Here is a 20,291-nt window from a genome sequence, read left to right as displayed (position 1 = left end):
AGGGTGGTGGCGGCGACGGTGACCTGTATCAGGGCGGGCGCCGGCTGGCCGGGTCCGCGGGTGTGGGCGAGGTCGGCCAGCGCGTCGGCGCGGCGGGCGTCCATCGACCGGCCGTCCGCGGTTTTCTTCGCGATGGTGGTGAGGCGGTGGTAGAGGGCGGTGGCGTCGGCGGCGCGTAGCAGCGCCCACAGTTCGGCCATGCCGTTCCCGGCGGGGGTGAGCACGACCCGCCGCTCGGCGTAGGCCTGCTCGTGGCGGTGTTGCGCGCCGGCGGGGTCGGCGGCGATCACCGCCCGCGCCAACGCCGCCCGCAGCTGGCCGAGGGTCTGGGTGGGTGCGCGGGGCAGCACCCGGTCCTGCACGACGCTGGCCTGGGTGGGGGTGAGGGCGGGTGGCGTCGACGACCGACCGGGCCTTGACCGCGTCGATCGCCCCGGTCGACCAGGCGTGCAGGGTGGCGGGCAGCCGGCCCGCCAGGTCGATCGCGGTGTGCAGCCGGGCCTGCGCGGCCGGGCGGGACAGCCGCAACGCCACCGCCAACTCATCCGCGGCGAACTCGCTCACCGACACCCCGTGATCATCGGAGCCGACCGGCGGGCGGCGGGCGGCGAACACCGCGATCGCGCCGGCCTGCCGCGCCTGCGCCCACGACGCCAGCCGGTCCCAACCGTCGATCACCTCGACCAGATCGTCATCGCCGAGCCGGTCCAGGTCGGTCCGCGCCAGCCGCGACGCCCACTCAGGTCCCACCGGACTGCTATCGAACATGCGTTCGATTCTAGGGACGCCGCCCCGAACCCCGCTCGCGCTGTCCACAACGACCCAGGGCCGGACCGATGATGGCCTTCCGGTCGGTGAGGTGGATAGGGTCCCGACATGCGCATATTGATCTCGGCCGACATGGAGGGTGTCACCGGCGTCACCTGGCCGGCCGACGTCGAGCCGGGCACCGAGCAGTGGCAGCGCTTCCGACGACTGTTCACCGGTGACGTCAACGCGGCGGTGGCCGGGCTGGTCGCGGGGGGCGCGGACGAGATCCTCGTCAACGAAGCGCACGACAACCAGCGCAATCTGCTGATCGAGGATCTCGACGAGCACGCGGACCTGCTCACCGGGCGGCACAAGGCTCTCTCGATGATGGAGGGCATCGACGGCGACGTCGACGGCGTGGTCTTCCTCGGCTATCACGCCGGAGCCGGTGTCGACGGGGTGCTGTCCCACACCTACCTCGGCAACTCGATCACCAACGTGTCTCTCGACGGTGACGCCGCCAGCGAGGGATGGCTCAACGCCGCGCTCGCCGCCGAGTACGGCGTACCTGTGCTGCTCGTCACCGGTGACGACCGCACCTGCGACGACGCTGCGAAGTACGCCCCCGACGCGCAGCGCGTCGCGGTCAAGAAATGCGTCTCCCGCTACGCCGCGATCTGCCACCCTCCCGCCCGCACCGCACGGGAGATCCGATCGGCCGCCGAGGCCGCCATGGCGCTCGCAGGCCGGACCGCGGGCGACGTCCGGTCGCACCGGGTGACCGTGTCCTTCGACGCCACCCAACTCGCGCTCGCCTGTCTCGCGGTGCCGACGGTGGAGCGGATCGGTGACCGGGAGATCGGCTACGACGCGGCCTCGATGCGCGACGCGATGACCTGTTTCAAGACCGTCACCTACGCCGCGTCGCACGCGGTGGAAAACGTCTACGGCTGACCCGGCGCCGGGATCAGCGGCGGGTCGAGGAGTCGCAGGACGCCCGCATCAGCGTCCAGTTCCGCGGCGACCCCGATGGGGTAGGTCTGGAAGTGCCCGCCGTGGCCGACGTCGGCGCGCATCAGCATCGGCACCCTGAGATCGCCGAGGCGTTCGGTGAGGATGGCCTCGATCGTCGCCCGCTCGCCGCAGTTGGTCCAGGTCCCGGTGATGATGCCCGCCACACCGTCCAGGTATCCGCTGCGGCGCAGCTGGGTCAGCATCCGGTCGATCCGGTAGTCGTCCTCGGTCTCCTCCTCGAGCACGAGAATCGCCCCGCGGGCCGGCCAGCAGGTGTCCGTGCCGATCGAGGACGCCAGCAGTGTCAGGCAGCCGCCGGCCGTCACGCCGCGCGCCGTTCCACCCACGGCGGCGACTCCGTCGGCGTAACGGATCTCGGTGGCCCGTTCGGGCTGCATCAGCGTGCGGGCGAGGGAGGCGAACGAATACGGGTCGCCCGAGCCGACCTGCTCGACCATCGGGGCCAGCAGCGACGACCAGCCGAGCCGTACGGCGACCGCCTCGAGCACGGCCGTGACGTCGGAGAACCCGGCGAGCACCTTGGGGCGCAGGTCGGGCAGGCCGGTCCAGTCCATCGCGGCGAGCGTGCGCTGTGCGCCGGATCCACCGGTGGCGAAGAGGATTCCGGCGATGTCGGGGTCGAGAAGCGCGCTGCGCAGATCGCCGGCCCGCAGCGTGTCGTCGCCGGCGAGATAGGACCGGAACGACCCGGTCGTCTCCGCGGTCGGGTAGCTGACCGGGTGCAGTCCGGCGAGGCGCAGCGTGTCCATTCCGAAGGCGAGCCGTTCCTGGCTCGCTGTGCTGCTCGCAGACAGCACCGCGACCCGGTCGCCGGCGCGAAGCGCCGCCGGTCGCTGCAGCGATCGCGGAGCCGGCACCGTCACCGCGCCCGCTCCTCCTCGACGATGTCGGCGAATGCCTCGGGAGCCTCGTCGGGGAAATGGCAGGCGACGAGTGTCCGCGCGGCCGAGTCGGCCGGCAGTACGGCGAGTTCGGTGCTGGTGCACAGGGCCGCCCGGTCGCCGAGCGCGGCGCGCCGCGGACACCGTGGGTGGAAGCGGCAGCCGCCCGGGATGGCGGTCGGGTCCGGTGGCTCACCAGTGAGCGGGGTGGGCTTGCCCCGACCGGAGTAGCTCTCGGGAAGCACCGAGATCAGCGCCCGGGTGTAGGGGTGCTGTGGGTGCTGCAGTACCTCCTCGACCGTGCCGAGCTCGACGATCCGGCCGAGATACATCACAGCGACTCGGTCGGCGATGTTCCAGGCGAGGCCGAGGTCGTGGCTCACCACGACGGCGGACAGGCCGAGATCGTTACGCAGGTCGAGCATCAGGCGCAGGATCTCGCCCCGGACCGAGGCGTCCAGCGAGGACACCGGTTCGTCGGCGACGATGACGGTCGGATCGAGGGCGAGCGCGCCGGCGATCACGACCCGCTGCTGCTGGCCGCCGGAGAGCTCGTGCGGGTAACGCGCGACGAACTGCTCCGGTGGACGCAGCCCGGCGCGGGTCAGTGCCGCATAGACCCGGTGGTTCAGGTCGGTGCGGATGCCGTGCAGTCGCGGGCCCTCCGCGACCGCGTCGAAGACGGTCTGCCGCGGATTCAGCGCGGCTGAAGGGTCCTGCAGCACCAACTGCACGTGTCTGCGGTAGGCCTTGAGCCGGCCGGCCGAGTAGCGGAGCGGGGTGCCGCCGTAGCTGATCTGCCCGCGGCTGGGTTTCACGAGTCCGATCAGAGCTCGGGCGAGGGTGCTCTTGCCGCAGCCGGATTCGCCGACGAGGGCCACGATCTCGCCCGCACCCAGGGTGAGGTTGACGCCGTCCACGGCACGCGCCGCGCGGCGCCCCCGCTGGGCGGGAAAGGTCACCGCGAGGTCGCGCGCCTCGAGGACAGGCTCGGCCGTCATGCGTCGCTCCGCGAGCCGGCCGGGGACTCCGCCGCGCTGGCCGAGGACGCGTCGACGTCGGTGAACTCGGGGAGGACGCGGATGCAGGCGGACTCGCGACTGTCGATCCGGTCGGCCGGCCAGAGGGCGATCTCGTGCTCGCGGCAGGCGTCCATCACGACCGGGCATCGGGGCGCGAACGCGCATCCGGCGATGTCGCTCCGCAGGTCGGGCGGATCTCCGGCGAGGCCGGCGGGGGACAGCCGCGACGCGGGGTCGCCGATGCGGGGGAATGCTCCGGACAGGGCGCGGGTGTAGGGGTGGCGCGGTTCGGTGATCAGCTCGCGAGACGGCCCGATCTCGACGATCCGGCCGGCGTACATCACGGCGAGGCGTTCGCAGGTCTCGGCGAGCACGGACAGATCGTGGCTGATCATGATCATGCCGATCTGGGAATCCCGGACCAGGTCCGTCAGCAGTTCGAGGATCTGCGCCTGGACGATGACGTCGAGGGCCGTGGTGGGCTCGTCGGCGATGATGAGATCGGGGTCGCAGGCCAGGGCCATGGCGATCATCACCCGCTGCCGCTGACCCCCGGAGAGCTCGTGCGGGTAACTCCGGGCGCGTCGTGCGGACACTCCGACCGAATCCAGCAGCGTCGCCGTACGCTCGCGCGCGGCCCGCTCACCGACCTTCGAGTGCAGCAGGATCGGTTCGCGGATCTGCTCACCGACCGACCGGACCGGGTTCAGCGCGCTCATGGCGCCCTGGAAGACGACCGATGCCCCGGCCCAGCGCACGGCCCGGATCCGCGCCCAGTTCGCCTCGAGAAGATCCTCGCCCCGGAATCGCACGGTGCCGGTGATGGTGGCCGAGGCCGGCAGCAGCCGGAGCAGGCTCAGCGCGACGGTCGACTTGCCGGAGCCGGATTCGCCTGCCATGCCGAGGCTCTGCCCCCGGTCGAGGGTCAGGTCGACGCCGCGTACGGCGCGGACGGACTCACCGCCGGTGTGGTAGGTGACCGCGAGGTCGCGGACGTCGAGGAGCTGATCACTCACGAGCCGGTGGCCATCCGTGGGTTGAGCACGTGCTCGATCGCCCGGCCGGTCATGGTGAAACCGAGGACGACGATCACGATCGCGATGCCCGGAGGCAGCAGGTACCACCAGGCTCCCTGGGTCACCGCCCCGGTCTGGAACGCCTCGTTGAGCATCGATCCCCAGGAGACCTCGGTGGGGTTGCCCAGTCCGAGGAACGTCAGGGTGGTCTCGTCCAGGATCGCGCCGGCGACCGTCAGCGTGCCCGACACGAGGATCAGGGGCATCACGTTAGGCAGCACGTGCCGGGAGACGACCTGCATGTTGCCGGCCCCCAGCGCGCGGACGCGCTCGACGAAGGGCCGGGCTTCGACCGCGAGGGTCTGCGCGCGGACCAGCCGGGCGGTGCCGGTCCAGGAGGTGACGGCGATCGCGATGGTGATCGAGGCCGACCCCTGACCGAGGACCGCGGCGAGCGAGATCGCCAGCGGCAGGCTGGGCAGCGCGATGAACCAGTCGGTCACGTGCATCAGGCCGCGCCCGATCCAGCCCTGATAGTGACCGGCGAACAATCCGATCGCGGCGCCGAGAATCATGGTGAGCGCGGTGGCGATGATCCCGATCGCCAAGGACGCGCGGGAGCCCCACACGATCAGGGTGAGCACCGACCGGCCCGGCTGATCGGTGCCGAGCGGGTACTGCGCGGTCGGTGCGTGCAGCAACGGGCCGGTCGCCTTGGTGACGTCCAGGTCGTTCGGCCCGATCCAGAGCGGTGCCGTCAACGCGAGCCCGATGATCGCCACCAGGATGCAGACCCCGGCGATACCGGTGGGCATCCGGAAGAATGCTCGGAGGAACCGTCGTAACGCCTGTGTGCGCGGCGGCGCCGGTGCGATGCCGGGTGCCAGCGTCAGGTCGATGGCGGTCATGATCGCGTCCGCATCATTGGGCCCGCACGCGCGGATCCAGATAGCGGTAGAGCAGGTCGGCGAGCAGGTTCATCACGATGACCGAGGCACTGAAGATGATGAAGGTGCCCTCGAGCAGTTGCAGGTCGGGGATCTTCAGCGCGTTGAACGTCAGGTAACCGAGTCCTGGCCACGAATAGACCGTCTCGACGGCGATGGCACCGCCGATCAGGCCGCCGATCTGCAGGAAGATGACGGTGACCGACGGCAGCAGCGCATTGGGCACCGCGTGCTTTCGCCGGACGTCGTCGTCGCGCAGTCCCTTCGCGCGCGCCGTGAGCAGGTAGGGGCTACCTAACTCGTCGATGATCGACGACCGCATGATCGTCACGTACTGCGCGAAGACCACCAGGACCAGGGTCAACGCCGGCAGCACGAGATGGTGGGCGACGTCCAGGATCTGCGCGAAGGTGCCGCCGGTGAATCCCGGCGTGGTCATTCCGGCGGCCGGGAACAACGCCGGGATCGGACCGAAGCCGACGCTGAAGAGGACGAGCAGGATGAGTCCCAGCCAGAAGGTCGGCACTGACCACAGCGTCAGCGACGTGCCCGACGCGACGCGGTCGAGCAGGCTGCCGTGCCGCCAGCCGCTGCGGATGCCGAGCCACAGCCCCAGCACCACCGAGATCACCGTCGCGGTCCCGGTGAGCAGCAGGGTCGGACCGATCCGGCTGCCGATCAGCGAGGCGACCGACTGCTGGTACTGGTAGGAGTAGCCGAGTTGGCCGGTGAAGACGTGTCCGACGAATGTCAGGAATCGGTGCCACACCGGCTCGTCGACACCCAACTGCCGGCGCAGGGTCGCGATCTGCGCGGCGCTGACCGGTCGACCCCTGGTCAGCGTGCCCACCGGGTCCGAGGGCATCAGGCTGAACAGCACAAAACCGATGACCAGGGTGATGAAGAAGCTCACGACCGCGGCCAGCACCTTGCGCGCCAGGTAGGACAGGAACGTCGAGCGGCTCGACGGCTGATCGGCCAGCTTGCCGGCCGCCGCCGCAGGGTCGAGGTCGACCGCGGTGGATACCGTCATCGGCTACTCGCGATCGGCTGCAGGGCTCCGGCGGCGGACCACCAGGAGCGCCGCGACCGCAACGACGACGACGACGGCGATACCGATGCCGATGAAGAGACCCGTGTTGCTGCTGGTCCCGGAACTGCTTGCGGCGACCGGTTTGGCGACCCGCCAGTCGTAGAACGGATTCTGATGCAGGTAGATGCCCTGGGCATTCGGGCCGCCGAAGGTGTAGTTCGCCACCTTCGTGGTGTCGACGGCCGCCAGCTGGTCCTGGTAATAGAGCATGATGTCGACGTTTGCGTCGTACAAGATGCTCTGCATCTTGCGGATCGTCGTCGCCCGCTCGGTCTGATTGAACTGCGACTGCTGGAGTCCGAACAGCTTGTCGTACTGCTTGTCACAGAAGAACGCGTCGGTGTTGCCACCCTTGCCGGCGTTGTCCTGAGGGAGTACGGCGCAGGTCTGGATCGACATGAGGTACGTCGGGTCCGCCCCGGTGGACCAGCCGTCCATCAGGATGTCCCAGTCGCCCTTGGCGAGCGCGGCATTGAGGGCCGAGAAGCTCTGCGGCTCGATCGTGAGCTTGATGCCGATCGCCTGCATCCAGCCCTGCAGGTAGGGCGCGATCTGACCATCGGTGGTCTCGTCGGAGTGGATGCCCAGCCGGAAGGTCAGCGGCTTGTGCGTCTTGGGATCGACCCGGACGCCGCCGGAACCCTTGGTGTAGCCGGCAGCGTCGAGGATCTGGTTGGCCTTGGCCGGGTTGTAGCTGATCCGCTGTGCGGCGGTCGGCTGCCAGGCCCATTGCGGGAACCCTGACGGGATGTAGCCGGCGCCTTCCTGACCGAGTCCGTCGAGCACCTTGTCCACGAGCGTCTTCCGGTTGATCGCGTAGGCGATCGCCGTACGGACGCGCTTGTCCGCGAGGATCGGATTTCCGGTCCCCATCGGCTTCCCGGTCTTGGTGTGCGCGCCCGGGTTGATCTCGATGCCTTGCCAGCCGACCGGAGCCGACTGATAGGTCTTGACGCCCTTGGTCGTTTTCAGGGCGTTGTACTCGGTCGCCGTGATGAGCGCATTCTGCTGCAGCGACCCGCTCTTCAACGCCGCGACGCTCGCATCGCTGCTCTTGTAGTAGTAGGAGATCAGCTTGTCGAATTTCGGCGCGCCCATGTAGAAACTCTTGTTCGCGGTCATGGTCGCGTACTGGTCGGTCTTGTAACCGGTGAGAATCCACGGTCCGTAACCGACGACGGGGAAGTCGGTGTTGAGATTGCTCTTCAGGTCGGCCACCCGCGACTTCCAGACGTGCGCGGGCACGACCGGGATCGAGAGATAGAGAATGTTGGCCTGCGGCGTTTTGGTGTTGATGACGAACGTCGTGTCATTCGGCGCGCTGACGCTCTTGAAGTTCGCGACCAGTGAGCCGTTGGCGGTCGCGGCGACATCGTTGGTCATCACCAGGTGATAGGTCCAGTAGATGTCCTGCGCGGTGATCGGGGTGCCGTCGCTCCACTTCAGACCCTTGCGGATCGTGAAGGTCCAGGTCAGGTCGTCGCTCGATCGCTTCCAACTGGTCGCGAGATAGGCGCTCGGATTGTTGTGTGCATCGCTGATGGTGAGCGCCGGGTAGATGCTGTTGATGATGTTCAGTTCACCGTCGTAGATCGAGATGAACGGGTTGAACGTCGACAGCTGGGTGTCGGAGGCGATCTCGAGCGTGGTCGGCGACGCGGCCGACGCCGCGGTGCTCCCTCCGACCAGGACCGCGAGTCCGAGCAGCGCGAGGCTGGCGACGGCGGCGATGATGCGGCGTGACCGGCCGGTGGCGGGTGCCTCCCGGTGCGTGGTCGGTGTCGTCACTACGGCGTACTCCCTGATGGTGGGCGGGATGTGGGGCCGCGGTCAGGCCCATAACCACGCGGGGGAGTACAACATGGTTCAGAAGTGACGGTCAAGGACGGCAGGTGAACGAAACCATCCTGAAACATAGGCGTCGAAGGGTCTAGCGTGGACGAGCTTTCGCCACCCGGTTTGTTCGACCGGATCCGCGCGCACGTGGGGGACCTGTCACCCTCCGAGCGCCGGGTCGCCCGCGCCCTGCTGGCCGGTCCGCCGACGATCGGTCTCGAGTCCTCGGCCCGGCTGGCCGAGCATGCCGGAGTGAGTGGGCCGACGGTGAGCAGGTTCGTCCAGCGCCTCGGCTTCGACAGTTACGGCGACTTCCAGCGGGTCCTGCACGAGGACATCGCCGCCCAGGTCAGGTCGCCCGTCGACGACTACGGCTGGCCGCAGCACAACGGGGCGGCAGCGGGTACGGCCGAGGAGGCGCTGGCCACTTCTGCGCGGGCGCTGGGCGACGCGGTCGCCGCGAGCGTCGAGAGCCTGAGCCCGGCCGACCTCGCCGGTGCGAGCGAACTGCTCGCCGACCCGAACCGCACCGTCGTCTCGTCGGGCGGCTGGGTGAGCCAGGCCCTCGCCGGCTATCTGGCCACGGCGCTGCGGGAGATCCGGCCGCGGGTCCGGGCGATCCCGCCGATCGCGAGCGAACGGGCGACCGCGATCGCCGATGTCACGAAGAAGGACGTCGCGGTGGTGTTCGACTTCCGCCGCTACGAACACGACACCTACGACTTCGCGGTCGCCATGCGCGCCGGCGGTGCGCGGATCATCCTCTTCACCGACCCGTGGCTGTCCCCGATCGCCGAGCACGCCGACGCGGTCCTGACCGCGCGGGTCGTCGGGCCGGCACCCTTCGACACCCTCACTCCGGCCCTCGCCGTGGTCGAGGCGGTCGTGACTATGGTCGCCGAGGTCGCGGGGGAGGCGGGCCGGCGGCGCTTCGAACGCTTCGGTGCCGTCGCGGACCTCTGGCTGCGCCTTTGGCCGGCGTCCGACGACGACCCCGTGTGACGGGCCGGGTCGTCGCCACGCTCAGCGCAGCCGCCCGCGCATCCCGAGACCGGCCAGTGCGAGCCCGACGACGATGATCACCGGGCCGGCGACCGCCCAGAACGTCTGGCCGCTCATCGAACTGCCCATGAGTACGCCGGTGCCCTGCAGGGTGAAGACGAGGCCGAGCAGAGCGACGGCCACGCCCACGGCGATCCATACCGGCTTCCGCATCGTGACGGCTCCTCAGGCTGGTCGGTGCTTCCGAACGGACACGGCCGGGCCGCGCCATCGGTTCAGCCCCGGGAGCAGGCGAATCGACGAACAAGGACGTCGATCGTCCGCAACTGCTTCTACATTCTCCTGCATGGGCACCGTAGAAGTGAGTGTGGACGGTTACCGGATCGAACCGCTGGGGCGACAGACGTGGGATGCGTTCGCCGATCTGGCGGAGCGTCACAACGGCGTATGGGGTGGGTGCTGGTGCACCTGGTTCCATCTCTACCCCGACCCCCCGGAGCGCAAAGAGCTCGGCCACCGCGAGTTCAAGCGGCAACTCGTCGAGAAGAACCGCGCTCACGCGGCGCTGGTGTTCGACGACGACGTCGCGGTCGCCTGGGCCGAGTACGGGCCGGTTGAGGAACTCCCGAACATCCATCACCGCAAGGAATGGGAACAGGGACTCGAACGCATGCCGGACTACCGGATCACCTGCCTGTTCGTGGACCGCCGGTACCGGCGTAAGGGGATGGCGGCGGTCGCCGTACGAGGCGCGCTGGCAATGATCGCCGCGGCCGGTGGCGGCCTGGTCGAGTCCTACCCGCACGACCTCCCGCCGGGCAAGAAGACCTCGTCGTCGTTCCTCTACAACGCCACCAGGACGATGTACGAGCAGCTCGGATTCAGCTACCAGCGGCCCAAGGGCAAGGGCAACTGCGTCATGACCAAGGTGGTCAAGGCAGGCTCGGTGGGCCGGTTAGCTGCTGACCGGTGACCCACCCCGGCGGGTGCCGGTCCGGGACTCCAGCACCGGCGCTCCGTCGCCGGTCAGGTCGCCGGCGGAGACCGCGCGACCGGTCATCGCAAGCAGCAGCGACGTCCCGGAGCCGGACACCTCGGGTCCCTCACCGTGCGACCAGTCGACGTCGGCCGCGGTGAGGCGCAGGCCCTGCATCCGTTTGCGACCGCCGACCGGGAAGGTTGCGCTCTTGTACATCTCCAGGCAGGCGGTGACGGCGCGCGGGTCGACGGTTCCGGATAGCCCGAGCGGTCGGCGGATGTCCTCGCCGTGCACCACGATCTCGCCGAGCATCGCCATGACGGGTGCCGGCGGATGGTTCGTCGTCGTCGTACGCGCCCGGATCCGATCGACGATCTCGGCCGTGCCGAGTTCCCCGAGGACGTGGGCCCTGCGGTCCATCAGCGTGTTGAAGCGGAAGCCGGTGCCGGCCATGCCGGTCAGGAAGGACCCGGTGGTCTGCTCGGCTCCCGCCAGGATGTGCGCGGCCGCCAGTTTCACCGTCCAGCCCGCGCACAGCGACGGTTCGGCCCACTGAGCGGTGGTGAGCGTGCCCAACGTGTCGGCCATTGCGCTGCGCTCGGAATGGATCAGCACCCAGGTCTGCGCGTCGTCGGTCATGACCGTCTCCCGTCCTGGCGGCGGCCGGTCGCCGTCCCCTACTCATCCGACGATCGGCCGGGTCGCGCATCGACAGGCACCCGCCGGTTCACTCGACCGGGGGAAGGTGGCTACGAAGCGAGCAGGTCGACCGAGGCCCGCCACAGCCGACCGGCCGCGTGCGGGTCGAGCGCATAGGCAGCGACGCCGCGGCGGGTGCCGGGCTGGTTCGGGCCGGCCTCGTTGCAGTCCTCGAAGTAGCGGCCGCCGACACCGTCGAGCAGCGGCGACGCCGCGAGCAGGACGGACGTCGCGGCGCCCTGTTCGGGCGTCTTCCAGGAGACTCCGGTCGAGCCGCCGACGCGGGCCCGCATCCGGTCGAGCTCCGCGTCGTCGAGGTGGCGCTGCAGGTTGGTCCGGATCGCGCCCGGCATCAGGGCGTTGACGGTGATCCCGTCGCCCGCCCAGCGGTTGGCCGCCTCGACGGCGAAGAGGACGTTGGCGGTCTTCGACTGTCCGTAGGCGACCCAGGGGTCGTAGGCCCGGGCCCGGAACTGGATGTCCTCGAAGACGACCGGCGAGATGAGGTGCCCGCTCGAGCTGACCGACACGATTCGCGCCGAGCCGGCCGCGGCGAGCGCGGTGTGCAGGCCGGATGCGAGGGCGAAGTGACCCAGGTGGTTGGTCGCGAACTGCATCTCCCAGCCTTCGGCCGTACGCATCTCGGGCGAGGCCATCACCCCGGCGTTGTTGACGAGGATGTGCAGCGGGCCGTCCCACAGCGCGACGAAGGCGGCGACGGACGCCCGGTCGGCGAGATCCAGCGCCTCGACGGCGATCTGATCGTTGCCGGTCGTCGCGATGATGTCCTCGGCGACCCGCTTGCCGGCCTCGAGATTGCGGACGGCGAGGGTCACCGCGGCACCCGATCCGGCGAGTGCGCGGGCGGTCTCGATCCCGATGCCCGAGGCGGCTCCGGTCACGATCGCGCGGCGGCCGCTGAGGTCGATGCCGGCGGCGACCTCGGCGGCGGTGGACCGGTCGGTGAACGGCGTGCGGAGGAGTGCGGTGGTCATGGTGGTGTCCCGTCCTGCTCGGTGATGAGAACCCGGGGAAGCCGGTAGTATTCGAAGCGGAGGCGCCTCCGCTCACTGCCATCACGATAACCGGAGCCCCCTCCGCTTAGCAAGCGATTCCGGAAGGAGGGCCGTGCCGGCCATTCGCCAGCGCGCGGACGCGAGACGCAACCGCGACCGACTCCTCCACGCCGCCGTCCGGGCATTCTCCGCGGGCGGTCCGGACGACACGCTCGAGGCGATCGCGAAGGACGCCGGCGTCGGGATCGGGACCCTCTACCGGCACTTCCCGACCCGCGACGCGCTGGTCGAGGCGGCCTACCGCAACGAACTCGCGCGGCTCTGCGATGCGGCGGCGGAGCTTCTGCAGACGCTGCCGGCCGACCGCGCGCTCCGGGTATGGATGGACCGCTTCGTCGACTACATGACGACGAAGCGCGGAATGGCGGACGCCCTGCGGGCGGTGATCGCCTCCGGCGGCAATCCCTACGCGCAGAGCCGGGACCGGCTCGTCGCCACCCTCACCGACCTGCTGCATGCCGGTGCGGCGGCCGGGACGGTGCGGACGGACGTCGCTGCGGGCGACGTACTGGCCGGCCTCAGCGGGGTGTCCCTCGCCGCGGGCGAACCGGCCCAGCGGGATCAGGCCCGCCGCCTGCTCGACCTGCTGATGGACGGGCTCCGCCACCGCGCCGGTGCTCCGCCCGCCGCGGACTGACCCAACGCCTGTTGAGAGGTGCCGATCGTGCCCGTCTCCGTCACCGACCACCCGGACGCACACCGCTACGAGATCCGGACCGACGGCGAACTCGCCGGCTTCGCCGCGTACCGCGCGCAGCCCGGGCGGATCGACTTCGTGCACACCGAGATCGACCCCCGGTTCGCCGGGCACGGTCTGGCGAGCGACTTGATCCGGCACGCGCTCGACGACGCCCGCGCCCGCGGGCTGGCCGTGCTTCCCTATTGCCCGTTCGTCCTCGGCTTCATCGAGCGGCACGAGGAGTACCGCGACCTGGTCCCCGAGCAGGACCGGTCGTTGTTCGGTCTGTCCGACGGAACTGCTTGACCACCACCGGTCCGCCGGAGCACCGTATGTCCGTGCCTGCGACCGATGTGGCTCGAGCCGGCACTCGACCGGGGGTCGGACCGCGCGCTGTACAACGTCAGGCACTACCCCCGTCCTCGGGTGCGGCCCTCGACGCGTTCGAGCGGCACCTGTCGCTCGAGCGGGGACTCTCCGAACACACCGTCCGCGCCTACGTCGGCGACGTGGTGAGCCTGCTCGACCACCTCAGCCGGCACTCGGCCGGCGCTCTCAGCGATCTCGATGTCGCCGTCCTGCGCAGCTGGCTGGCCCGGCTGCGGTCGGGCGGGGCCGCTCGGGCCAGCCTGGCCCGGCGGGCCGCGGCCGCCCGGGTGTTCACGGCGCACGCCCACCGCACCGGGCTGCTCGACCACGATCCCGGACTACTGCTCGCCAGTCCGAAGCCGCACCGGGAACTGCCGCCGGTGCTGCGCCCCGGACAAGCCGGCGCGCTGGCCGATTCGGTCGCCGACTCCGGGCCGTTGGGGTTGCGCGACCGGCTGGTCGTCGAACTGCTCTACGGGACCGGGATCCGCGTCGGTGAGCTGGTGCGACTCGACATCGACGAGGTCGACCGCGACCGGCGCCTGGTCCGCGTCCTCGGCAAGGGCGGCAAGGAACGGGGAGCGCCCTACGGCGTACCGGCGGAGACCGCGCTGGAGGCATGGCTGCGACACGGCCGGCCGGCGCTCGCGGTGGCGGGCAGCGGTCCGGCGCTCGTCCTGGGCCGTCGCGGCCGGCGCATCGACCCGCGGACGGTACGGCGGATCGTGCACGAGCGGCTCGCCAAGGTGGAGGGAGCGCCGGATCTCGGGCCGCACGGGCTCCGGCACAGCGCCGCGACGCACCTGCTCGAAGGCGGCGCCGACCTGCGGACGGTGCAGGAGATCCTGGGTCACGCCAGTCTCGCGACGACGCAGATCTACACCCATGTCTCGGCCGAGCGGCTGCGTTCGGTCTACCGCCAGGCCCATCCCCGGGCCTGATCCGCGGCGCGACGCTCATCCGGGCAGCGGGAGCAGCCGCACCCGCACGGGGCGCACCAGCAGCAAGGGGTCGAGATAGACCGCACCGCGGCGCAGGCCCCAGTGCAGGCACGCCGCGACCGGGCACCCCGGATGTCCCGGCTCGAGCCGACCCAGCAGGTCGCCCGGGCCGACCGTCGCCCGGGCCCGGACGACGGCGGTGACCGGCTCGTAGGTCGTCTCCAGGCCACCCGGGTGATGGACCGTGACCACCCCGCGGCCGGCGAACTGCGCGGCGAACCCGACCACCCCCGGACCCGCAGCCCGCACCGGCTCGCCGATCGTGCCGGCGAGATCCACACCGCGATGCCCCGGGCCGTAGGCGGTCTTCGGCGGCCGGAACCCCCGCGTGACCCGAGGCCGGCCGGGCAGCGGCCACCGCCAGGTGCTCGCCGCGACGTCGGGCGGCCGGGCGGCGATCCGCGGGGCGACGGCCGGTCTCGCCGCGCCCCGCGACGGCGCCGGGCCGATCTCGGCGCGTGCGGCGACGGCACCGCACGACAGTGCCACCACGAGCACGGCCAGCCCGATCGCCCGCCCACCCGCTCCGCGTCCGATCCGCATACCGGCACCGTGCCGGACCGACCGGGCGGGCACAGCGACCGCCGGCGATCTGGGGACAAGCCGCCCCGCTGTGGACAGCTGATTGCGCCCGCGGGCCGGGTCGGGTAACGGAATGCCGCTCCGAGTCGCCGACCCCGTACACTGGCCGTGCGGCTCGCTTCGGCGGGTCGACTTCGCGTGCCCTCCTCCCCGCCCGCGGCGGGGACGGCGGAGGTCGCCTCGGTCCCGGTCCGCCGGGCTCATCGGCCACCGCAGTCGGGCACCAGGGCGGCGGCCACCCGGTCGACCGCGACAACCGAGGAGCGCGCTCCGGCGCGCGAGCAAGAGAGGACGCGCCCGATGGCCGTCGTCACCATGAAGAACCTGCTTGACGCAGGCGTCCATTTCGGACATCAGACCCGCCGGTGGAACCCGAAGATGAAGCGCTTCATCTTCACCGAGCGCAACGGCATTTACATCATCGACCTGCAGCAGACGCTGACCTACATCGACTCGGCGTACGACTTCGTCAAGGAGACGGTCGCGCACGGCGGGACGATCCTGTTCGTCGGCACCAAGAAGCAGGCCCAGGAAGCGGTCGCCGAGCAGGCGCAGCGGGTCGGCATGCCCTTCGTCAACCACCGCTGGCTGGGCGGCATGCTCACCAACTTCCAAACCGTCCACAAGCGGCTGCAGCGCCTGAAGGAGCTCGAGACCATCGAGCAGACCGGCGGCACGACGGTGATGACGAAGAAGGAGTCGCTGATCCTGCAGCGGGAGAAGGACAAGCTCGACCGCACCCTCGGCGGCATCCGCGACATGGCCCGGGTGCCGAGCGCGGTGTGGGTCGTCGACACCAAGAAGGAGCACATCGCGGTCGGCGAGGCCCGCAAGCTCGGCATCCCCGTCGTCGCGATTCTCGACACCAACTGCGACCCCGACGAGGTCGACTACAAGATCCCCGGCAACGACGACGCGATCCGTAGCGCCACGCTGCTCACGAGGGTCATCGCCGACGCGGTCGCCGACGGTCTGATCGTGCGTGCCGGGGCCAACGCCCAGGCGTCCGACGGCAGCGACAAGCCGGAGCCGACCGGAGCCGTCGGCCAGGACGAGCCGATGCCGGAGTGGGAGCGCGACCTGCTGGTCGGCGCCAACGCCGCCCCGGAGTCGGGGTCGACCGGCGGATCGGCCACGGCCCAGGCACCGGCCGCCGACGCACCCGCCAGTTCGGCACCGGCGACCGAGGCTCCGGCGGCCGAGGCTCCGGCGGCCGAGGCCCCGGCGGCCGAGGCACCGGCGACTGAGGCACCGGCGACTGAGGCACCGAGCGGCGAGGGCACTGCGCAGCAGGGCTGAGCGTCCGGCCCGGCGCAGACAGCGTCGGTCGGCATAGCCGCGCCACCGGTGGCACGTCACCGGTGGCACACCACGGGGGCACGGCTCGGATCGGACTCGCCGCCGAGACCTTGCCGCCGAGACATTCGAGACGAGAGACGAGATGGCGAACTACACCGCAGCAAATGTGAAGAAGCTCCGGGACCTGACCGGTGCCGGCATGCTTGACTGCAAGAACGCGCTGCAGGAGGCCGACGGCGACATCGACAAGGCCGTCGAGGTCCTGCGGGTCAAGGGCGCCAAGGGCGTCGGCAAGCGTGAGGGGCGTACGGCGTCCAACGGGCTCGTCGCGGCCCGGCTGGACGGCGGGGAGACCGGTGTCCTGGTCGAGCTGAATTGCGAGACCGACTTCGTCGCCAAGACCGACGGGTTCCAGCAGCTGGCCGCGACCGTGGCGGACATCATCGCCGAGGGCCGGCCGGCCGACGTCGACGCGCTGCTGGCGACCACCCACGACGGGTCGACGGTCAAGCAGATCCTCGACGAGGCCAACGCCTCGATGGGGGAGAAGATCGAGGTACGCCGGTTCGACCGGTTCGCCCCGGACACCGCCTCCGGTGCCGGCGGGTACGTCGCGGCGTACCTGCACAAGACGATGCCGGACCTGCCGCCGGCGGTGGGAGTGCTGGTCGAGCTCGACGTCGAGCAGCCGACCGTCGCGAAGGACGTCGCGCAGCACATCGCGGCGATGGTGCCCCGCTACGTCACCCGCGCCGAGATCCCGGCCGAGACGCTCGCCACCGAGCGGCGGATCGCCGAGGAGACCGCGCGCGAGGAGGGTAAGCCCGAGCAGGCGCTGCCGAGGATCATCGAGGGCCGGCTCAACGGGTTCGTCAAGGACGTCACCCTCACCGATCAGGCGTTCGTCAAGGAGCCGAAGAAGACCGTCGGAGCGGTGCTGGACGAGGCGGGCGTGACCGTACGCAGGTTCGCGCGGTACCGCGTCGGGCAGTCCTAGCCGCCCCCTTGCCCGCCGCCCGAGGAGGCATGCTGTGACGTGGACCAGGGTCCTGCTGAAGCTGTCCGGGGGGGCGCTCGCCGGTGGCGGCGGGCTCGGCGTCGACCCCGACGTCGTCGCCCGGATCGCCGAGCAGGTCACCGACGTCGTCCGCTCGGGAGTGCAGGTCGCGGTCGTGGTCGGCGGCGGGAATTACTTCCGCGGAGCTCAGCTCTCCGAGCGCGGCATCGACCGGGCCCGGGCCGACTACATGGGCATGCTCGGCACGGTGATGAACTGCCTCGCACTGCAGGACTTCTGCGAGAAGCAGGGCGTCGAGACGAGGGTGCAGACCGCGATCACCATGGGTCAGGTCGCCGAGCCCTACATCCCCCGCCGGGCCGTGCGGCACCTGGAGAAGGGGCGGGTCGTGATCTTCGGCGCCGGCCTCGGGGCGCCGTACTTCTCCACCGACACCTGTGCCGCGCAGCGCGCCCTCGAGATCGGGTGTCAGGTCGTGCTGCTCGGCAAGAGCGGGGTCGACGGCGTCTACGACGCCGATCCGGCGCACCACCCGGGCGCCGCGAAGATCGACCACATCGGCTACCAGGAGGTCATCGCCCGGGAGCTGAAGGTCGCCGACGCGACGGCGTTCAGCCTCTGCATGGACAACGATCTGCCGATCGTCGTGTTCGACCTCATGACGTCCGGCAACATTGCCCGGGCCGTCGCAGGTGAGAAGATTGGGACAATCGTCAGCGCCGCCGGCTGACCGGAAGACGCAGTCGCCTGACCCAGGAGGCCACACCGTGATCGACGAGACCCTGTTCGACGCCGAAGAGCGGATGGAGAAGGCGGTTGCGGTCGCCCGGGAGGAGCTGGGCGCGATCCGCACCGGGCGGGCGAGTCCGCAGATGTTCGCCAAGATCGTCGTCGACTACTACGGCACCCCGACACCGCTGCCGCAGCTGTCGACCATCAGCACGCCCGAGCCGCGGATGGCGATCGTCAAGCCCTACGACCCGGGCCAGCTCGGCGCGATCGAGCGGGCGATCCGGGACAGCGACCTCGGGGTCAACCCCGGCAACGACGGCACCATCATCCGGGTCGTCTTCCCCCAGCTCACCGAGGAGCGGCGGCGGGACTTCGTGAAGGTCGCGCGGCACAAGGGCGAGGAGTCGCGGGTGTCGATCCGCAACGTCCGCCGGCACGCCAAGGATGCCCTCGACAAGATCATGAAGGACGGCGACGCCGGGGAGGACGAGGTCCACCGGGCGGAGAAGGAGCTCGACGACACGACCGGAAAGTACGTCGCGTCCGTCGACGAGCTGCTCAAGCACAAGGAAGCCGAGCTGCTCGAGATCTGATGCCGCCCACCCACAGCGCGGAGCCGGAGGGGCGGGCGGAGCGGTCGGGCCAAGGCCGGGCCGGCCGGGATCTGCGGGCGGCGATCGGTGTGGGGGTCGTCCTCGGCGGGATCGTCGTGGCGACCCTCTTCACCTACCGCGGCGGCTTCGTGATCGTGCTGGCCGTGACGGTGGCGGTCGGGATCACCGAGATCACCCGGTCGATGGCGCACGTGGACGCGCACCCGCCGCTCGTTCCGCTTCTGGTCGGCGGGATCGCCATGGTCGGCGCCGCCTGGTTCCGGGGGAGCGAGGCGCTGGTCATGGCGTTCCTCCTGACCTGCCTCGCCTGCCTGATCTGGCGGCTGGGCCGCGGCCCGGCCGGCTTCCTGCACGACACGTCGACGGCGGTCCTGATCACGCTCTACGTGCCGTTCCTCGCCGGCTTCGCCGTGCTGCTCGCCATACCGGAGGACGGCGCACGCCGGGTCATCGTGTTCATGGCGACCGTGGTCTGCAGCGACGTCGGCGGCTACGCGGCAGGGGTGTTCTTCGGCCGGCACCCGATGGCGCCGACCGTCAGCCCGGCGAAATCCTGGGAGGGCTTCGCGGGCTCGGCGCTGCTCTGCGTGATCGCCGGCTCGGTCTTCCTGACCCAGCTCTTCGACAGGTCTTGGTGGACCGGTGTGCTGTTCGGACTCGCGGTCGCGGCGACCGCGACCCTCGGCGACCTCGGCGAGTCGATGCTCAAGCGCGACCTGCAGGTGAAGGACATGGGCACGATCCTGCCGGGCCACGGTGGCGTGATGGACCGGCTCGACTCGCTACTGCCGGCCGCCGCGGTGTCCTACCTGCTGCTGGCCGCGTTCGTACCCGTCTCGATGCACTGACCCTCGAGCGGATCGGCGAGCGAGACCCCGAGCCGCTGCGACAGCGCGCGTTCGCCGTCATCGGTGAGGTGCACCGCGCGGCCGGCCCGCGCCCGCAGGAGCCAACCGGAGCGAATGAACGCGTCGAGCAGGCCGGCTCCGAGCGCACCGGCGAGATGATGGCGCTGCTCGCTCCAATCGACGCAGTAGCGCAGCAGCGGTCGTCGCCGGGGGCTCTCGAGCAGGGCGTCGAGGTCGACGCCGAGCGGCTCCAGCACGATGCCCGCGCCCTCCCCGAGCCGGTAGTCGACATCCCAGCCGGGGGAGGAGAGCCGGTCCCGACCCGCGGCCGCAGGCAGGTGCCGCCCGTCGTGGCCGACGATCGCGCCGCGCTCGATCAGTCCGGCCATCACCGCCACGCCGAGCCGTCCGGCCAGGTGGTCGTAGCAGGTCCGGGCCCGGCGTACCGCATGCGCCCGGGTGCCCTCCTTCAGTGAGCGCACCGGCGCCGGCGGCGCGATCCGGGCCAGCGCCTCCAGCGCCTCCCCGACCTCCGGCCCGGCCAGCCGGTAGTAGCGGTGCCGGCCCTGGGCGGTCACGGTGAGAATCCCCGCGTCGACGAGCTTGCCGAGGTGGCCGCTGACCGTCGACGGACTCACCCCCGCCTCCGCCGCGAGCACGCTCGCCGCCAGCGCCCGCCCGTCCCCGAGCGCGACCAGCACCCGGGCCCGGGCCGGGTCCCCGATCAGCCCGGCGACCACCGCGAGGTCAGCGTCGGCATCCATGCGTCGACCGTACGACGTCGACACTTCGGTGCCGACCGAAGCAGCGGGC

General features: G+C 70.7%; 24 protein-coding genes. 12 read left to right on the top strand and 12 right to left on the bottom strand.

Going from position 1 to position 20,291, the window contains the following annotated elements; all coding sequences use genetic code 11:
- The coding region (locus VGH85_11185; protein HEY2174364.1) for a DUF222 domain-containing protein at positions 1-362 on the bottom strand (362 nt) is incomplete at its 3' end.
- Positions 363-391: 29 nt separating this feature from the next.
- Here VGH85_11185 and VGH85_11180 point away from each other — a divergent pair.
- Positions 392-577 carry a hypothetical protein gene (locus VGH85_11180; protein HEY2174363.1) on the top strand — a complete coding sequence of 62 codons (186 nt, stop codon included), beginning with the start codon at positions 392-394 and terminating at the stop codon, positions 575-577.
- Between the two features lie 299 nt (positions 578-876).
- Positions 877-1,704, top strand: a complete 828-nt coding sequence (locus tag VGH85_11175) for a M55 family metallopeptidase (protein ID HEY2174362.1) — start codon at positions 877-879, stop codon at positions 1,702-1,704.
- Here VGH85_11175 and VGH85_11170 read toward each other — a convergent pair.
- From VGH85_11170 to VGH85_11145, 6 genes are read right to left on the bottom strand one after another with little or no spacing between them, the layout of a single operon-like run.
- Positions 1,695-2,648 carry an LD-carboxypeptidase gene (locus VGH85_11170; protein ID HEY2174361.1) on the bottom strand — a complete coding sequence of 318 codons (954 nt, stop codon included), beginning with the start codon at positions 2,646-2,648 and terminating at the stop codon, positions 1,695-1,697. The genes VGH85_11175 and VGH85_11170 overlap by 10 nt on opposite strands.
- The gene (locus tag VGH85_11165; GenBank protein ID HEY2174360.1) at positions 2,645-3,667 is read right to left on the bottom strand and encodes an ABC transporter ATP-binding protein; all 1,023 of its coding nucleotides are present in this window, start codon (positions 3,665-3,667) and stop codon (positions 2,645-2,647) included. The genes VGH85_11170 and VGH85_11165 overlap by 4 nt, the downstream gene beginning before the upstream one ends.
- The gene (locus VGH85_11160; GenBank protein HEY2174359.1) at positions 3,664-4,704 is read right to left on the bottom strand and encodes an ABC transporter ATP-binding protein; all 1,041 of its coding nucleotides are present in this window, start codon (positions 4,702-4,704) and stop codon (positions 3,664-3,666) included. Before VGH85_11160 ends, VGH85_11165 begins: the two co-directional genes overlap by 4 nt.
- Positions 4,701-5,612 (bottom strand): ABC transporter permease, encoded by a 912-nt coding sequence (locus tag VGH85_11155; GenBank protein HEY2174358.1) that lies wholly within the window; start codon positions 5,610-5,612, stop codon positions 4,701-4,703. The genes VGH85_11160 and VGH85_11155 overlap by 4 nt, the downstream gene beginning before the upstream one ends.
- A 13-nt stretch (positions 5,613-5,625) precedes the next feature.
- A complete protein-coding gene (locus VGH85_11150) occupies positions 5,626-6,684 on the bottom strand; it encodes an ABC transporter permease (protein HEY2174357.1) in 1,059 nt (352 codons plus the stop codon).
- Between the two features lie 3 nt (positions 6,685-6,687).
- Positions 6,688-8,532 carry an ABC transporter substrate-binding protein gene (locus tag VGH85_11145; GenBank protein HEY2174356.1) on the bottom strand — a complete coding sequence of 615 codons (1,845 nt, stop codon included), beginning with the start codon at positions 8,530-8,532 and terminating at the stop codon, positions 6,688-6,690.
- A gap of 147 nt (positions 8,533-8,679) precedes the next feature.
- Here VGH85_11145 and VGH85_11140 point away from each other — a divergent pair, with 147 nt between their 5' ends.
- On the top strand, positions 8,680-9,582 hold the full coding sequence (locus VGH85_11140; GenBank protein HEY2174355.1) for a MurR/RpiR family transcriptional regulator: 903 nt from the start codon (positions 8,680-8,682) through the stop codon (positions 9,580-9,582).
- A gap of 21 nt (positions 9,583-9,603) precedes the next feature.
- Here the strand turns inward: VGH85_11140 and VGH85_11135 are convergent, their stop codons facing one another.
- Positions 9,604-9,795 (bottom strand): hypothetical protein, encoded by a 192-nt coding sequence (locus VGH85_11135; GenBank protein ID HEY2174354.1) that lies wholly within the window; start codon positions 9,793-9,795, stop codon positions 9,604-9,606.
- Between the two features lie 133 nt (positions 9,796-9,928).
- Here VGH85_11135 and VGH85_11130 point away from each other — a divergent pair, with 133 nt between their 5' ends.
- The gene (locus tag VGH85_11130) at positions 9,929-10,555 is read left to right on the top strand and encodes a GNAT family N-acetyltransferase (GenBank protein HEY2174353.1); all 627 of its coding nucleotides are present in this window, start codon (positions 9,929-9,931) and stop codon (positions 10,553-10,555) included.
- On the opposite strand, the gene VGH85_11125 is transcribed toward VGH85_11130, so the two are convergent.
- Complete coding sequence (locus tag VGH85_11125) at positions 10,538-11,200, bottom strand: maleylpyruvate isomerase family mycothiol-dependent enzyme (GenBank protein ID HEY2174352.1); 663 nt, start codon at positions 11,198-11,200, stop codon at positions 10,538-10,540. The two genes, VGH85_11130 and VGH85_11125, sit on opposite strands and share 18 nt — an antisense overlap.
- 110 nt (positions 11,201-11,310) lie before the next feature.
- Entirely contained in the window at positions 11,311-12,255 is a 945-nt protein-coding gene (locus VGH85_11120; protein ID HEY2174351.1) for an SDR family NAD(P)-dependent oxidoreductase, read from the bottom strand.
- 142 nt (positions 12,256-12,397) lie between these two features.
- On the opposite strand from VGH85_11120, the gene VGH85_11115 reads away from it, so the two are divergent.
- The 3 genes from VGH85_11115 to VGH85_11105 are packed head-to-tail and all read left to right on the top strand — an operon-like array spanning position 12,398 to position 14,325.
- Positions 12,398-12,973 carry a helix-turn-helix domain-containing protein gene (locus VGH85_11115; protein ID HEY2174350.1) on the top strand — a complete coding sequence of 192 codons (576 nt, stop codon included), beginning with the start codon at positions 12,398-12,400 and terminating at the stop codon, positions 12,971-12,973.
- Positions 12,974-13,000: 27 nt separating this feature from the next.
- Entirely contained in the window at positions 13,001-13,321 is a 321-nt protein-coding gene (locus tag VGH85_11110; protein HEY2174349.1) for a GNAT family N-acetyltransferase, read from the top strand.
- 32 nt (positions 13,322-13,353) lie between these two features.
- Entirely contained in the window at positions 13,354-14,325 is a 972-nt protein-coding gene (locus VGH85_11105) for a tyrosine recombinase XerC (protein HEY2174348.1), read from the top strand.
- Between the two features lie 15 nt (positions 14,326-14,340).
- Here the strand turns inward: VGH85_11105 and VGH85_11100 are convergent, their stop codons facing one another.
- Positions 14,341-14,928: a M23 family metallopeptidase gene (locus VGH85_11100; protein ID HEY2174347.1), complete on the bottom strand. Its 588-nt coding sequence runs from the start codon at positions 14,926-14,928 to the stop codon at positions 14,341-14,343.
- Between the two features lie 339 nt (positions 14,929-15,267).
- Between VGH85_11100 and rpsB the strand changes: the two genes are divergently transcribed.
- The 5 genes from rpsB to VGH85_11075 all read left to right on the top strand — a co-directional run bounded on the left by rpsB (position 15,268) and on the right by VGH85_11075 (position 19,478).
- Positions 15,268-16,266 carry a 30S ribosomal protein S2 gene (gene rpsB / locus VGH85_11095; GenBank protein HEY2174346.1) on the top strand — a complete coding sequence of 333 codons (999 nt, stop codon included), beginning with the start codon at positions 15,268-15,270 and terminating at the stop codon, positions 16,264-16,266.
- Positions 16,267-16,408: 142 nt separating this feature from the next.
- Positions 16,409-17,263, top strand: a complete 855-nt coding sequence (gene tsf / locus VGH85_11090; protein HEY2174345.1) for a translation elongation factor Ts — start codon at positions 16,409-16,411, stop codon at positions 17,261-17,263.
- 34 nt (positions 17,264-17,297) lie between these two features.
- Entirely contained in the window at positions 17,298-18,014 is a 717-nt protein-coding gene (gene pyrH, locus VGH85_11085; GenBank protein ID HEY2174344.1) for a UMP kinase, read from the top strand.
- A 37-nt stretch (positions 18,015-18,051) separates the two neighbouring features.
- Complete coding sequence (gene frr, locus VGH85_11080) at positions 18,052-18,609, top strand: ribosome recycling factor (protein ID HEY2174343.1); 558 nt, start codon at positions 18,052-18,054, stop codon at positions 18,607-18,609.
- Positions 18,609-19,478: a phosphatidate cytidylyltransferase gene (locus tag VGH85_11075; GenBank protein ID HEY2174342.1), complete on the top strand. Its 870-nt coding sequence runs from the start codon at positions 18,609-18,611 to the stop codon at positions 19,476-19,478. Before frr ends, VGH85_11075 begins: the two co-directional genes overlap by 1 nt.
- On the opposite strand, the gene VGH85_11070 is transcribed toward VGH85_11075, so the two are convergent.
- Positions 19,436-20,242 carry a helix-turn-helix transcriptional regulator gene (locus tag VGH85_11070; GenBank protein ID HEY2174341.1) on the bottom strand — a complete coding sequence of 269 codons (807 nt, stop codon included), beginning with the start codon at positions 20,240-20,242 and terminating at the stop codon, positions 19,436-19,438. The two genes, VGH85_11075 and VGH85_11070, sit on opposite strands and share 43 nt — an antisense overlap.
- Between the last annotated feature and the right edge of the window lie 49 nt (positions 20,243-20,291).

The sequence above is a fragment of the Mycobacteriales bacterium genome, assembly GCA_036497565.1.
Classification (GTDB): domain Bacteria; phylum Actinomycetota; class Actinomycetes; order Mycobacteriales; family QHCD01; genus DASXJE01.
This window is presented reverse-complemented; position numbering and strand designations above follow the sequence as displayed.